This is a genomic window from Streptomyces sp. NBC_01808 (genome assembly GCF_035917395.1).
Lineage (GTDB): Bacteria > Actinomycetota > Actinomycetes > Streptomycetales > Streptomycetaceae > Streptomyces.
In genome coordinates, this window is record NZ_CP109072.1 from 2,518,357 (window position 1) to 2,531,807 (window position 13,451).

At 71.8% G+C, this 13,451-nt stretch carries 11 protein-coding genes; 2 read left to right on the forward strand and 9 right to left on the reverse strand.

Translation table 11 applies throughout. The features are described 5' to 3' along the window. Nucleotides 1–70: 70 nt before the first annotated feature. Nucleotides 71–628 (forward strand): DoxX family protein, encoded by a 558-nt coding sequence (locus tag OG946_RS10675; protein ID WP_326795896.1) that lies wholly within the window; start codon nt 71–73, stop codon nt 626–628. A gap of 53 nt (nt 629–681) precedes the next feature. Here OG946_RS10675 and rodA read toward each other — a convergent pair whose 3' ends face one another. The 8 genes from rodA to folC all read right to left on the reverse strand — a co-directional run bounded on the left by rodA (nt 682) and on the right by folC (nt 9,586). Then, nucleotides 682–1,881 carry a rod shape-determining protein RodA gene (rodA, locus tag OG946_RS10680; protein ID WP_326795897.1) on the reverse strand — a complete coding sequence of 400 codons (1,200 nt, stop codon included), beginning with the start codon at nt 1,879–1,881 and terminating at the stop codon, nt 682–684. After that, a complete protein-coding gene (gene mrdA / locus OG946_RS10685) occupies nt 1,878–3,950 on the reverse strand; it encodes a penicillin-binding protein 2 (protein WP_326795898.1) in 2,073 nt (690 codons plus the stop codon). Before mrdA ends, rodA begins: the two co-directional genes overlap by 4 nt. Further along, on the reverse strand, nt 3,947–4,666 hold the full coding sequence (gene mreD, locus OG946_RS10690) for a rod shape-determining protein MreD (RefSeq protein ID WP_326795899.1): 720 nt from the start codon (nt 4,664–4,666) through the stop codon (nt 3,947–3,949). Before mreD ends, mrdA begins: the two co-directional genes overlap by 4 nt. A gap of 4 nt (nt 4,667–4,670) precedes the next feature. Then, on the reverse strand, nt 4,671–5,702 hold the full coding sequence (mreC, locus tag OG946_RS10695; RefSeq protein ID WP_326795900.1) for a rod shape-determining protein MreC: 1,032 nt from the start codon (nt 5,700–5,702) through the stop codon (nt 4,671–4,673). 54 nt (nt 5,703–5,756) lie between these two features. Further along, nucleotides 5,757–6,776, reverse strand: a complete 1,020-nt coding sequence (locus tag OG946_RS10700; protein WP_047019910.1) for a rod shape-determining protein — start codon at nt 6,774–6,776, stop codon at nt 5,757–5,759. A 250-nt stretch (nt 6,777–7,026) separates the two neighbouring features. Further along, on the reverse strand, nt 7,027–7,440 hold the full coding sequence (gene ndk / locus OG946_RS10705; RefSeq protein ID WP_326795901.1) for a nucleoside-diphosphate kinase: 414 nt from the start codon (nt 7,438–7,440) through the stop codon (nt 7,027–7,029). A gap of 92 nt (nt 7,441–7,532) precedes the next feature. Continuing rightward, nucleotides 7,533–7,916 carry a DUF4233 domain-containing protein gene (locus OG946_RS10710; RefSeq protein ID WP_326795902.1) on the reverse strand — a complete coding sequence of 128 codons (384 nt, stop codon included), beginning with the start codon at nt 7,914–7,916 and terminating at the stop codon, nt 7,533–7,535. Nucleotides 7,917–8,011: 95 nt separating this feature from the next. Next, nucleotides 8,012–9,586, reverse strand: coding sequence for a bifunctional tetrahydrofolate synthase/dihydrofolate synthase (folC, locus tag OG946_RS10715; protein ID WP_326795903.1), 1,575 nt, complete (start codon nt 9,584–9,586; stop codon nt 8,012–8,014). A 151-nt stretch (nt 9,587–9,737) separates the two neighbouring features. Between folC and OG946_RS10720 the strand changes: the two genes are divergently transcribed. Next, nucleotides 9,738–10,718: a hydroxyacid dehydrogenase gene (locus tag OG946_RS10720; protein WP_326800205.1), complete on the forward strand. Its 981-nt coding sequence runs from the start codon at nt 9,738–9,740 to the stop codon at nt 10,716–10,718. Between the two features lie 48 nt (nt 10,719–10,766). Here OG946_RS10720 and OG946_RS10725 read toward each other — a convergent pair whose 3' ends face one another. Then, nucleotides 10,767–13,385, reverse strand: coding sequence for a valine--tRNA ligase (locus OG946_RS10725; protein ID WP_326795904.1), 2,619 nt, complete (start codon nt 13,383–13,385; stop codon nt 10,767–10,769). Between the last annotated feature and the right edge of the window lie 66 nt (nt 13,386–13,451).

The window sequence follows — 13,451 nt, forward strand, 5'->3', positions numbered from 1 at the left end:
GGAATGTGCCGGGTGGCGAGGGTCCCGGGGGTGTCCTAGCGTCGCGCCTGGAACGACAAGGAGCTCGCCCATGGCCCAGACCCGCACCATCCCCGCCATCAGCTACGCCGAGGACATCGACGAGGGCGTGACCGGTGTGGACGCCGGGCTGCTGGTGCTGCGGGCGGTGGTCGGCGTGATCCTGGCGGGGCACGGGGCGCAGAAGCTCCTCGGCTGGTTCGATGGCCCGGGGTTCGACTCGACGGCGGCGGCGCTGGCCGGGGCCGGCTATCCCTCCGGGCGGACGATGACGTGGGTGCTCGGGCTGAGCGAGATCGTCGGCGGGTTCGCGCTGGTCGTCGGCTTCCTCACCCCGTTGGCGGCCGCCGCGGTGATCGGCGTGATGATCAACGCGGTCGCCCTCAAGTGGGGCTTCGACTGGAGCGGTCCGATCGCCGCGACGGACCCGCGGGGCATCGAGTACGAGTTCCTGCTCGGCGCCGCGGGTGTGGCGCTGGCGCTGACCGGGGCGGGGCTGGTCTCCGTGGACGGTGCGCTGGGCCGCGGCGGGCGGCTGGCCCCGGGGGTGGCCGCGGTGCTGCTGGGGGTGGCGGCGGGGGTGGGCGTGCTGTTCCTGCGGCGGCTGTAGCGCGGGCGGGCCCCGGCTGCGCAGCACCGGGGCCTCACCTCGTAGCAGCGCTCTCAGGCGGACAGGGGCCGCTGCGCCTTGATGGACTGCAGCAGCCCCACCGCGATCCACACCGCGAACATCGACGAGCCGCCGTAGCTGACGAACGGCAGCGGCAGACCCGCCACCGGCATGATGCCGAGCGTCATCCCGATGTTCTCGAACGCCTGGAACGCGAACCACGCCACCACGCCCGCCGCCACGATCGTGCCGTACAGGTCGCTGGCGTCCCGCGCGATCCGGCACGCCCGCCACAGCATCACGCCGAGCAGCACCAGGATGAGCCCCGCGCCGACGAAGCCCAGCTCCTCGCCCGCGACCGTGAAGATGAAGTCGGTCTGCTGCTCGGGCACGAACTGGCCGGTCGTCTGGCTGCCTTCGCCCAGGCCCTTGCCGGTCGCGCCGCCGGAGCCGATGGCGATACGGGCCTGGTTGGTGTTGTAGCCGACGCCCGCCGGGTCGAGCGCCGGGTTGGCGAAGGCGGCGAAGCGGGCGACCTGGTACTCGTCGAGCATGCCCAGCGAGACGATCAGCGCCGCGCCGCCGACGCCCGCCAGCACCAGCCCCAGCACCCAGCGGTTCGACGCGCCGGAGGCCAGCAGCACGCCCAGCACGATCGACGTCAGCACCATCGCCGAGCCGAGGTCCGGCATCAGCACGACGATCCCGATGGGCACCGCGGCCAGGCCGAGGGCCTGCACGACGGTGCGGTGGTCGGGGTGCACGCGGTCGCCCGCGTCGACCCGGGCGGCGAGGATCATCGCCATCCCCAGGATGATCGTGATCTTGGTGAACTCGGCCGGCTGGACCGTGAAGCCGCCGCCGAGGTCGAGCCAGGCGCGGGAGCCGTTGATGGTGCTGCCCAGCGGGCTGAGCACCATCGCGACGAGCACCAGCGACAGCCCGTACAGCACCGGCACCACCCCGCGCAGCGTGCGGTGGCCGACCCAGACGGTGGCGGCCATCAGCGCGATGCCGATGGTGGTGAAGATCGCGTGCCTTATCACGAAGAAGTACGGGTCGCCGCCGGTGAGGTCGTCGCGGTTGCGGGTCGCCGACCAGACCAGCGCCGTGCCCAGGACGGACAGCGCGAGCCCGGAGAACATCAGCATCCAGTCGACCCGGCGCACCAGCGAGTCGCGCGCGGTCAGCCTGCCCCACGTGCCCAGCTCGGGGGTGAAGCGCCGGACCGAGTACCCCTCTGCGGCCGTCATCGCGCCTCGATCCTGCCGTCCGGCGAGATCTTCGGCAGCTTCTTCTCCGGCTCGGGCAGCAGCGCCTTCTTCTTGCCGCCGACGCCGTAGAGCGCGTCGTAGACGGCGCGCACCGCGGGCGCCGAGGCGCCGGAGCCGGTGCCGCCCTGGGACATGGTCATGACGATCGTGTAGTCCTCGGTGTACGTCGCGAACCACGACGTCGTCTGCTTGCCGTAGACCTCGGCGGTACCGGTCTTCGCGTGCATCGGGATCTTGTCCTGCGGCCAGCCGCCGAAGCGCCAGGCGGCGGTGCCGCGGGTGGCGACGCCCGCGAGGGCATCGTCCATGGCGGCGCGCGTCTCCTTGTCCATCGGCAGCTTGCCGTGCGGCTTCGGCTCGATCATGTCGACCTTCTTGCCGTCGGCGCTGACGATGGCCTTGCCGATGGTCGGCTGGTAGAGCGTGCCGCCGTTGGCGAGTGCCGCGTACATCGTCGCCATCTGTATCGGGGTGACGAGCGTGTCGCCCTGGCCGATGGAGTAGTTGACGGAGTCACCGGCACGCATCTGCATGCCCTCCCGGCAGTTCTCGTACGCGATGCGCTCGGCGTAGCCGCCGTCCTTCTTGCCCTGCTTGCACCAGGCGTCCTTGTTGGCCCGCCAGTAGTCCTTCTTCCACTGCCGGTCGGGCACCCGGCCGGTGACCTCGTTGGGCAGGTCGACGCCGGTCTCCGCGCCGAGGCCGAACTGGTGGGCGGTCTTGTAGAACCAGTCGTCGGGCTTCTTCTTCGGCTTGTTGCCGCCGTCGTTCTGCCACTCCTGGTGCGCGAGCCGGTAGTAGACCGTGTCGCAGGAGACCTCCAGCGCGCGGCCGAGGCCGATGGCGCCGTAGCTCTGCGACTCGAAGTTCTTGAAGACCTGGCCGCCGATGCTGTAGTCGCTGCTGCACTCGTAGCTGCCGTCGAAGTCGTACCCGGCGTTGACCGCGGCCGCCGTCGGGATCGGCTTGAAGATCGAGCCGGGGGCCGACTGGCCCTGGATCGCCCGGTTGAGCAGCGGGTAGTTGGCCTTCTTGCCGGTGAGCCTCTTGTACGTGCCGGAGTCGATGCCGCCGACCCAGTCGTTCGGGTCGTACGACGGGTTGGACGCCATGGCGACGATGCGGCCGGTGTCGGCCTCCATCACCACCATCGCGCCGGAGTCCGCCTTGTAGTTCGTGCCGGTGTTGTCGTCGAACTGGGTGCGGGCCTCCTTCATCGCCTTCTCCAGCTCGACCTCGGCCAGCGACTGCACCCGCGAGTCGATGCTCGTGACCAGGTTGGAGCCGGGCACGCCCGGCTGCTTGTCGGCCTCTCCTATCACCCGGCCGAGCTTGTCGACGCGGTAGCTCGTCACCCCGGCCTGGCCGCGCAGCTCGGAGTCGTAGGAGCGCTCCAGGCCCGAGCGGCCGATCTGGTCGGTGCGCAGCAGCGGGTTGTCGCTGTCCTCGGCGGCGGCGATCTCCTCGTCGGTGACCGGGGAGAGGTAGCCGAGCACCTGGGCGGTGTTCGCGTCGTTCGGCGAGCCGTAGCGGCGGACGGCGCTGGGCTCCGCGGTGATGCCGGGGAACTCCTCGGCGCGCTCGCGGATCTGCAGCGCCTGGCGGGCCGTGGCCTCGTCGGTGATGGGGATGGGCTGGTACGGGGAGCCGTTCCAGCAGGGCTTGGGGGTCTTGGCGTCGCAGAGCCGGACCCGCTCCATGACGGTCTCGGGGTCCATGCCGAGCACGTCCGCGAGCTTGGTCAGTATCGCCTCGCCGTCGTCGTCCATCTTCATCAGGTCGGTGCGGCTGGCGGAGACCACGAGGCGGGTCTCGTTGTCGGCGAGCGGTTCGCCGCGGGAGTCGAGGATGGAGCCGCGTACGGCGGGCTCGATGACCTGCTGGACGTGGTTGCCCGCGGCCTCCGCCTCGTACTCGTCGCCGTTGCGGATCTGCAGGTACCACAGCCGGCCGCCGAGCGTGAGCAGCAGCGAGAGGACGAGGACCTGGATGCTGACGAGCCGGACGGTGACCCGGGTGGACTTGCCGGTCTCCGGGATGTTGGTCACAGCCGCTTCACCCCTTTGATGCGGGTGGCCTTGGCGGACTTGGACTTGGGGCCGAACAGGTTGCCCCGCTGCCGGCCGATGCCGCCGCGGCCGTAGGAGCGGGCGCGCTTGACGGCGGTGCGGCTGGCCGTGCCGCCGGCGAGCCAGCGGTACGAGGAGTCGCCCGCGGCCGAGCCGCCGGTGGCGGTCTCGGCGGCCTCGGCGGTCGTGTCCCGGTCGGCCTTGCGGGCCAGCGCCATCACCAGGGGCACGGTGAACGGGGCGAGCAGCAGATCGTAGATCGCGGCGGTGAAGACCAGGCTGCCCAGGCCCACGCCGCGCACCGAGCCCTCGCCGACGAGGGCGCCGACGCCCGCGTACAGCAGCGTGGAGCCGACGGCGGCGCAGCCGACGACCATCATCGGGCCCGCGGCGGTACGCACCTGGCCGGACTCGGGCTTGATGAGCCCGGCGAGGTAGCCGATGACGGCGAGCACGAGGGCGTAGCGGCCCACGGCGTGGTCGGCGGGCGGCGCGATGTCGGCGAGCAGGCCGGCGGTGAAGCCGACGAGGGCGCCGCCGACGTGCCCGTAGACCATCGCGAGGGCGAGGACGACGAGGAGCGTCAGATCGGGTACGGCGCCGGGCAGATGGAGCCGGGCGAGCACGGTGACCTGGAAGACGAGGGCGGTCACCAGCAGCGAGGCGCAGAGCAGGACGCGGTTCACGTGCCTCATGCGGTCAGTTCACGTCCTCTCCGGCTGCGGGGTCCCCGGCGGCGGGATCGGCCGCCGGGTCCTGGCCGGCGCCGGCGCCGGCCCCGGCGTCCGCCTCGCCCTCGGCCGCGCCGCCGTCCGCCTCGCCCTCCCCGCCCGGGGGGACGGTGACGGTGACGGTGGGCGTCGGGGTGGCCTTCGGCGCGGGCGGCAGGACCGTGTCGCGCGGGTCGTCGCGGGGCGGCTGGACGACGACGCCGACGATGTCGAGCCGGGTGAAGGTGGCGTAGGGCTCGACGTACACGGTGCGGGTGACGTCGCCGACCGGCTCGACCGACGAGACGACTCCTATCGGCACACCCGGCACGAACGGCCGCGACTCGCTCGAGCCGAAGGTCACCAGCCGGTCGCCCTTCTCCACCTTCAGCTTGCCGTTGAGCAGTTCGACCTTCATGGGCCGGTCGCCCTGGCCGGTGGCGAAGCCCAGCTCGCTGGTCTTCTCCAGCCGGGTGCCGACGGTGAAGTCCGGGTCGTTGGCGAGCAGGACGGTGGCGGTGGACGGGCCGACGGTGGTGATGCGGCCGACGAGGCCGTCGCCGTTGAGTACGGTCATGTCCCGCTCCAGGCCGTCGCGAGAGCCGGCGTCGATGGTCACGGTCCAGGACAGGCCCTGGGCCGCTCCTATGGCGATGACCTGGGCGCCCTTGATGCCGTAGCGGCCGGCGCCCACGGTGCCCAGGATCTTGTCCAGCTCGGCGACGCGGGCGCGGTTGCGGTCGTCGCTGCCCAGTTGCTGCTTCAGCGCGGCGTTCTGCCGCTGCAGCTCGGCGATCTTGTCGTGCCTGTCCCCCGACTCCCGGACCGCCTCGATCGCGTTGCCCACCGGGTCGACCACCGTCGCGACGCCGTTCTCGACGGGCCCCAACGCCGCCGCGGCCCCCCGCTTCGTGGCGTCCAGGGGAGAGTCGTCCCCGCCCCGGATGTCGACCGTGATCAGCGCGAACGAGATGGTGATGAGCAGCAGGAGCAGGACCCGGCTCTCTCGTGTGTCCCTCACGTGCTTCCGAAGCGCCTTCCTGGGTGTCCCGGCGGTGGGGTGCGGACTTGGGGGCTAACGACGGGGCTGCGCGTCCAGCACCTGCTGCAGCGCCTCGAACTCCTCGACGCACTTGCCGGAGCCGAGCGCGACCGAGTCGAGCGGCTCCTCGGCGAGGTGGATCGGCATCCCCGTCTCGTGCCGCAGCCGCTCGTCGAGGCCGGCCAGCAGCGCGCCGCCCCCGGTGAGCACGATGCCGCGGTCCATGATGTCGCCGGACAGCTCCGGCGGGCACTTGTCGAGCGTCGTCTTGACCGCGTCGACGATCGCGTTGAGCGGCTCCTCCATGGCCTTGCGCACCTCGGCGGAGGAGATCACGACCGTCTTCGGCAGCCCGCTGACCAGGTCGCGGCCGCGGATCTCGGTGTGCTCGTCGCGGTCGGTGTCGTACGCGGAGCCGATGGTGATCTTGATGTTCTCGGCGGTGCGCTCGCCGAGCAGGAGGCTGTACTCCTTCTTGATGTGCTGGATGATCGCGTTGTCCAGCTCGTCCCCGGCGACCCGGATGGACTGCGCCGTGACGATGCCGCCGAGGGAGATCACCGCGACCTCGGTGGTGCCGCCGCCGATGTCCACGACCATGTTCCCCGTCGCCTCGTGCACCGGCAGCCCGGAGCCGATGGCCGCCGCCATGGGCTCCTCGATGATGTGCACCTGGCGCGCGCCCGCCTGGGTCGAGGCCTCGATGACCGCGCGGCGCTCGACTCCCGTGATGCCGGAGGGGACGCAGACGACGACGCGCGGACGGGCGAGGTAGCGGCGCTTGTGGATCTTCAGGATGAAGTAGCGCAGCATCCGCTCGGTGATCTCGAAGTCGGCGATGACGCCGTCCTTCAGCGGGCGCACCGCCACGATGTTGCCCGGGGTGCGGCCGATCATCTTCTTCGCCTCGGCGCCGACCGCGAGGATGCCGCCCGTGTTGGTGTTGATGGCCACGACCGACGGCTCGTTCAGGACGATGCCCCGGCCTCTGACGTACACCAACGTGTTGGCGGTCCCAAGGTCGACGGCCATATCGCGGCCAATAAAGCTCATGTTGTTCGCCATGGGGTACGTCTGGCCTTCCAGGGTGATGGCGGACGGGGGTCGGCAGCAGGGCGACGCGCGCTACGGCCCGTAGGGGCCATCGTAGTCTCGCGAGGTCGCGGAGGGAGCGAGGGTGTCGCAGTCAATACGGCACCGTGTCGGTTGCGCATTCCCCCTTTTCGCTTGCACATGCCAAGAGGCGACCGAATGATCCGGTCGCCTCTCCGGGGCACGGGTCCGCTGCCGACCTGCGGGGACGTCAGGCGAGGTCGGGGAAGAACAGCTTCAGCTCGCGCGCGGCGGATTCCTCGGAGTCCGAGGCGTGCACGAGGTTCTCCCGGACGATGGTGCCGAAGTCGCCGCGGATGCTGCCGGGCGCGGCGGCGATCGGGTCGGTGGGCCCGGCCAGGGTGCGGACTCCCTCGATGACCCGCTCGCCCTCGACCACGAGCGCGACGACGGGTCCCGAGGCCATGAACTCCACCAGGGGCTCGTAGAACGGGCGGCCCACGTGCTCGGCGTAGTGCTGCTCCAGGATCGAGCGGTCGAGGGTGCGCAGCTCGAGCGCGGCGATCGACCAGTCGGCCTTCCGCTCGATCCGGCCGATGATCTCGCCGACCAGCCCACGGCGTACCGCGTCGGGCTTGAGGAGGACGAGCGTGCGCTGGCTCATGTACGGCTCCTGGCAGTGCGTTGCTGGATTCGGGGGAATCCGACCTTACCCGGCCCCCCGCGGGCGCCCGCACGCATCCCGGCCTCCGGCGGCTACGCCGGCGCGCCGCCGGTCTGCTCGGCGGGGGCGCCGCCGGTCTCCTCGGCGGCTGCGCGGGCCCGCGCGGCCTTGGCCTCGTCGACGATCCGGCCGTAGTGCACGGACGCCCACCACAGGGCGGCGAAGACCGCGCCCAGGAAGAACATCGACGGCACCACGAAGCCGGAGGCGATCAGCGCGATCTGCAGCCCCCAGCCGACCTGCACGGCGCCCGGGCGCCCGAGCATGCCGCAAAGCAGCACGCACAGCACCATGGCGGCGCCGCTGACCCCCCAGATCGTGCCGTTCGACAGGTCGGACTGCTGCATCGCGACGAGACCCGTCAGGCCGACGACCAGGATCTCGCCGATCAGCGTGCTCGCACAGAGCGTGCGCATCGCTCGCCCCTCTATTTCGTTCCAGCGCTGGTGACCGAACCGTGGACCGGCCCGCCCGTACCGGCGCACCCGTCCTCCGCCAGGGTAGTGCCCCGCTACTTCGCGCCCAGCAGCAGCCGGGCCTCTCCGGCGGTGATGACGGAGCCGGTGACCAGCACGCCCGCGCCGGCGTACTCGTCCTCCTCCTCCGCCAGGGTGATGGCCGCCTCCAGGGCGTCGTCCAGGCGCGGCTCGACCTGCACCCGCTCGCTGCCGAAGACCTCGACGGCGATGGCCGCCAGCTCGTCCGGGTCCATGGCGCGGGTGGTCGAGTTCCGGGTGACGACGACCTCGGAGAAGATCGGCTCGAACGCCTCCAGCACGCCGCGGACGTCCTTCTCCCTGCTGGTGCCGACGACGCCGACCAGCCGGCTGAAGCCGAACGCCTCCTGCACGCCCGCGGCGGTGGCCAGCGCGCCGGCCGGGTTGTGGGCGGCGTCGAGGATGACGGTGGGCGAGGTCCGTACGACCTCCAGGCGGCCCGGCGAGGTGACGGTGGCGAACGCGCGCCTGACGCTGTCGGCGTCGAGGCTGCGGGCGTGCTCGGAGCCGACGCCGAAGAACGCCTCGACGGCGGCGAGCGCGACCGCGGCGTTGTGCGCCATGTGCTCGCCGTGCAGCGGCAGGAACACCTCCGGGTACTCCCCGCCGAGGCCGCGCAGCGTCAGCAACTGCCCGCCGACCGCGACCTCCCGGCTCAGCACGCCGAACTCCATGCCCTCGCGGGCCACCGTCGCGTCCATCTCGACGGCCCGCTTGAGGATGACCTGCGCGGCGTCGACGGGCTGCTGGGCCATGATCACGACGGTGCCCGTGCCGCCGCCGGGGGACGTCGCGGTCTTCTTGACGATCCCCGCCTTGTCCGCCGCGATGGCGCCCGGGGTGTCCCCCAGCAGCCGGCTGTGGTCGACGGCGATGGGGGTGACGACGGCGACGGAGGCGTCGATGACGTTCGTGCTGTCCCAGGTGCCGCCGAGGCCGACCTCGACGACCGCCACGTCCACCGGGGCCTCGGCGAACGCGGCGAAGGCCATCGCGGTGAGCATCTCGAAGAACGACAGCGGGTGCTCCTGCCGGGCGTCGACCAGCTCCGCATACGGCTTCAGCTCGCGGTACGTCTCCACGAACCGCTCCGCGTCGATCGGCGCCCCGTTCAGGCCGATCCGCTCGGTGATCGACTGCAGGTGCGGGCTGGTGAAGCGGCCCGTCCGCAGGTCGCACGCCACCAGCAGGGCCTCGATCATGCGCGCCGTGGAGGACTTGCCGTTCGTGCCCGTCAGATGGATCGATGGGTAGGCCCGCTGCGGGTCGCCGAGGATGTCGAGCAGCGCCCGGATGCGCTCCAGCGACGGGTCGATGCGCGTCTCCGGCCAGCGCGCCAGCAGCTCCGCCTCGGCCTCGCGCAGCGCGCGCGCCACCTCGGGGTCCGCGGGCACTGCGGGCACGCCGTCACTGGCGGGCGGGCCGCCCTGCGCGCGCAGCGTACGGCTGCCGGCCTCGATGACGGCGAGGTCGGGATCGCGGTCGGTCTCCGTGCCGACGATTTCCTCGAAGGCGTCGTCTTCCGGGGTGTCCTGGCTGCTGGGGGTCTCGTCCGGGTCGGGACCAGCGGGTTCTTCGCGGGCGCTCACGGTGTCAGTCTAGGGTCCGGCTACGACAGTCCCCCGACCGGCGGGTGCACGAGAAGCAGCTTCGGATCGCACGTTCGACACAGGAGGCCACCGCGTGTCCCCCAACGACCCCCCGAACGGTGCGGGGCGCCGCCCGCGCGCCCTGTTCGCGATGAGCCCCGACGCCCTGCCGCGGCTCTTCGACACGGCCACGCGGGACCGGCTCGCCGGGCTCGCGGATCTCGAACCCGGCCTGGTCGCCGCGGACTTCGCCGAGCCCCGGGCGGCCGCGGCGCTGGCCGGCGCGGAGGTGCTGGTCACCTGCTGGGGCTGCCCGCCGCTGGACGAGGCGGTGCTCGCCGCCGCGCCGGAGCTGCGGGCCGTCGTGCACGCCGCGGGATCCGTCAAGCACCACGTCACCGAGGCGGTGTGGCGGCGCGGGATCGCGGTCTCCTCGGCGGCCTGGGCGAACGCGCTGCCGGTGGCGGAGTACACCGTCGCGGCGGTGCTCTTCGCCAACAAGCGGGTGCTGGAGGTACGGGAGGAGTACCGGCGGCGGCGCGGCCCGTACGACTGGTACGCGGACCACCCGGGCGCCGGAAACTACCGGCGCACCGTCGGCATCGTCGGCGCCTCGATGATCGGGCGGCGGGTGCTGGAGCTGCTGCGCCCGTACGACCTGTCGGCGCTCGTCCACGACCCGTACGCGGACGACGGCGAGCTGCGCGCCCTCGGCGCCACACCGGCCGGGCTCGACGAGCTGTGCGCCACCGCCGACGTCGTCTCCGTGCACGCGCCGGCGCTGCCGAGCACCCGGCATCTGATCAGCCGCGCCCGGCTGGCGTCGATGCGGGACGGTGCGACGCTCGTCAACACCGCGCGCGGCTCGCTGGTGGACCAGGAGGCGCTGACGGAGGAGCTGGTCTCGGGGCGGCTGCACGCCGTGGTGGACGTGACCGAGCCGGAGTTCCTGCCGGCCGGCTCGCCGCTGTACGAATTGCCGAACGTGCTGCTGACGCCCCATGTCGCGGGGTCGCTGGCGGGCGAGCTGCCGCGGCTGGGCCGGGCGGCGGCCGACGAACTGGCCCGCTACGCCGCGGGGTTGCCCTTCGCGCACCCGGTGCGGCCGGAGTCCCTGGGCCACAGCGCGTAACCGCGGGTACGGGCCCGGGGCAGCACCCCGGGCCCGTGCGCATGCGCGCTACGCCTGCGGCAGGCGCTCCAACTGGGCGCCGATGCGGACGATGTCCTCCTCGGCCTTCGCCAGCCTGGTACGGATCTTGGCGACGACCGGCTCCGGCGCCTTGGCGAGGAAGCCCTCGTTCCCGAGCTTGGCCTCCGCCTGCGTCTTCTCCTTCTCGGCCGCGGCCAGGTCCTTCGTCAGCCGCTTGCGCTCGGCCGCCACGTCGATCGTCCCGGACAGGTCCAGCGCGACGGTCGCCCCGGCCACCGGCAGCGACGCGGTGGCGGCGAAGGAGTCGCCCTCCGGCTGGAGGCGCAGCAGTTGCCGCATGGCGGCCTCGTGCGCGTCGAGTCCTGCGCCGGACAGCTCCACCCGGGCGGGCACCCGCTGGCCCGGCTGCAGGCCCTGGTCGGCGCGGAAGCGGCGGACCTCGGTGACGACCTCCTGGAGCTTCACGATCTCCGCCTCGGCCGCCGGGTCCCGGAAGCCGGAGTCGGCGGGCCAGTCGGCGATCACGAGGGATTCGCGGCCCGTCAGCGTCGTCCACAGCGTCTCGGTGACGAAGGGGACCACCGGGTGCAGCAGCCGCAGCGTGACGTCCAGGACCTCGCCGAGGACGCGGCGCGAGGCGTCGGCCGCGGGGCCGCCGGCCGCGAACGTGGTCTTGGACAGCTCCACGTACCAGTCGAAGACCTCGTCCCAGGCGAAGTGGAACAGCACGTCGGAGAGCTTCGCGAACTGGTAGTCGTCGTAGAGCGCGTCGACCTCGGCGACGACGGCGCCGAGCCGGGACAGGATCCAGCGGTCCGTGGTGGACAGCTCCGCCTCTGCGGGCAGCGGGCCCTCGACCGTGGCGCCGTTCATCAGCGCGAAGCGCGTGGCGTTCCACACCTTGTTCGCGAAGTTGCGCGAGCCCTGCACCCAGTCCTCGCCGATCGGCACGTCGGTGCCCGGGTTGGCGCCGCGGGCGAGGGTGAACCGGACGGCGTCGGAGCCGTACTTGTCCATCCACTCCAGCGGATCCACCGCGTTCCCGAAGGACTTCGACATCTTCTTGCCGAACTGGTCACGCACCATGCCGTGCAGCGCGATCGTGCGGAACGGGATCTCGCCGTCCATCGCGTACAGCCCGAACATCATCATCCGGGCGACCCAGAAGAAGAGGATGTCGTAGCCCGTGACCATGACGGAGTTCGGATAGAACTTCGCCAGGCTCTCGGTCTCCTCCGGCCAGCCCAGCGTGGAGAAGGGCCACAGGCCGGACGAGAACCAGGTGTCCAGCACGTCGCTGTCCTGGGTCCAGCCCTCGCCGCTCGGCGGCTCCTCGTCCGGGCCGACGCACACCAGCTCGCCGTCCGGGCCGTGCCAGACGGGGATGCGGTGGCCCCACCAGAGCTGGCGGGAGATACACCAGTCGTTGAGGTGGTCGACCCAGCCGAAGTAGCGGGACTCCATCTCCTTGGGGTGGATGGCGACCCGGCCGTCGCGCACCGCGTCGCCCGCGGCCTTCGCCAGCGGGCCGACCTTGACCCACCACTGCATGGACAGCCGCGGCTCGATCGTGGTCTTGCAGCGGGAACAGTGGCCCACCGAGTGCGTGTAAGGACGCTTCTCGGCCACGATCCGGCCGTCGGCGCGCAGCGCGGCGACGATCGCCGAGCGGGCCTCCAGCCGGTCCAGGCCCTGGAACGGGCCGTGGGCGGTGATGACCGCGTGCTCGTCCATGATCGTAAGCATCGGCAGGTCGTGCCGGCGGCCGATCTCGAAGTCGTTCGGGTCGTGCGCCGGGGTCACCTTCACGGCGCCGGTGCCGAACTCGGGGTCGACGTGCTCGTCGGCGAGGACGGGGATGCGGCGGCCGGTGAGCGGCAGCACGATCTCCGTGCCGACGAGGTGGCGGTAGCGCTCGTCGTCCGGGTGGACGGCGACGGCGGTGTCGCCGAGCATCGTCTCGGCGCGGGTGGTGGCCACGACGATGGACTGCTCGCCCTCCCCGTAGCGGATGGAGACCAGCTCGCCGTCGTCGTCCTGGTACTCCACCTCGATGTCGGAGATCGCGGTGAGGCAGCGGGGGCACCAGTTGATGATGCGCTCGGCGCGGTAGATCAACTCGTCGTCGAACAGCCGCTTGAAGATGGTCTGGACGGCGCGGGACAGGCCCTCGTCCATGGTGAAGCGGTCGCGGCTCCAGTCCACGCCGTCGCCGAGGCGGCGCATCTGGCCGGCGATCTGCCCGCCGGACTCCGCCTTCCACTTCCACACCCGCTCGACGAACGCCTCGCGGCCCAGATCGTGCCGCGACAGGCCCTCCTTGGCCAGCTCGCGCTCCACCACGTTCTGCGTGGCGATGCCGGCGTGGTCCATGCCGGGCTGCCACAGCGTCTCGTACCCCTGCATCCGCTTGCGGCGGGTGAGGGCGTCGATCAGCGTGTGCTCGAAGGCGTGGCCGAGATGCAGGCTTCCCGTGACGTTCGGCGGGGGGATGACGATCGCGTACGGAGGCTTGTCGCTCTTGGCGTCCGCCGCGAAGTAACCGCGCTCTACCCAGCCCTCGTACAGCGAGGTCTCGACCTCGCCGGGCGTGTACTGCGTGGGGAGTTCTGCTGCGCTGCTCTGCGGGTTCTTTGCGTCGGTCACGACGGTCAGTGTAGAGCCGCGTCACGCCCTGCTGCGAACCACTTGTGGACGGGCTGCGTCCTTGTG